General features: G+C 42.5%; 1 protein-coding gene. It reads left to right on the top strand.

Annotation, left to right across the window (positions count from 1 at the left end; genetic code table 11):
- A partial coding sequence (locus tag A3766_RS25430) for an HD-GYP domain-containing protein (RefSeq protein WP_082907218.1) occupies nt 1-1,048 on the top strand: 1,048 nt, incomplete at its 5' end.
- Nucleotides 1,049-1,125: the final 77 nt, after the last annotated feature.

Here is a 1,125-nt window from a genome sequence, read left to right as displayed (position 1 = left end):
ATTTGTTTATATTGAAATTGAAAAAGAGTTTTGGCTTGAATCAGGTAAAGGCACCGTTGAAGCCAAGGAAGAGAAACAATACCCCGGTTTTCGTGAAGAACTCGAAATCCACGATGAACTACCCAAAGCCAAACTAAGCTATGAAAAAACCAAAGACCATGTCGATGAAGTATTAACAAGCCTGAGCAATGGTGAATCATTTGATATGGATGCTTCGCGTAAAGCGATTCAATCTTGCGTCAGCAGCATTCTAAATAATGCTAACGCCCTACTATGGCTTACACAGGTAAAAGAACAGCACAAGTATACAGCAGAGCATTCGTTGCGCGTCGGTATATTAGCAATTGCCTTCGGGCGTTTCATTGGATTAAAAGAGCACGAGCTAGAAACCATCGGTCTGTGCGGCATGCTACATGATATTGGTAAAACTAAAATACCAGACGACATATTGAACAAACCAGGCCGTCTAACACGCATCGAATATGACATAATGAAACAGCACTCGGTGTATGGCAAAGAACTATTAGACGAACAACAAGGCGTCAACAAACTAATTAAGGATACAGCACACTTTCATCACGAACGTATCGACGGCAAGGGCTACCCAGAAAAACTAAGTGCAGCTTACCTCCATCAGTTTGTACGCATGGTATCAATTGTCGATGTTTATGATGCAATCACAAGTACCCGTTCATACAAAGACGGCTCACCAGCCTTTGATGCTTTAAAAATTCTCTACGCCGAACGAGACAAGCACTTCGACTCCGAGCTGGTTGAAGCGTTTATTCGTATGGTAGGCATTTACCCTCCGGGTACTTTGGTCGAAATGACCAACGGTGAAGTAGGCATCGTCGTATCAGCGAACGCTGACTCTCGTCTGCGCCCTAAAGTTGAACTGGTCATGACAGCCGATAAAAAATTCCGCTCTTCCTACGTAATTAATCTGATTAAAGACCCGATAGACAAGCATGGTAAACCCTATGCTATTAAGGAAGGCATTACGAATGGTACTCACGGTGTAGACGTAAAAGACTATATCTTGCAATAAATTCAGGCGCTTTAAGCAGCCCGAAAATTAGATGTAACGCACAATTTCAATTCCGGAATTACCGTCTATCATTACTA

The organism is Oleiphilus sp. HI0132 (assembly GCF_001635845.1).
Note: the sequence above shows the minus strand (reverse complement) of the source record. Positions and strands in the feature narration are given on the sequence as shown.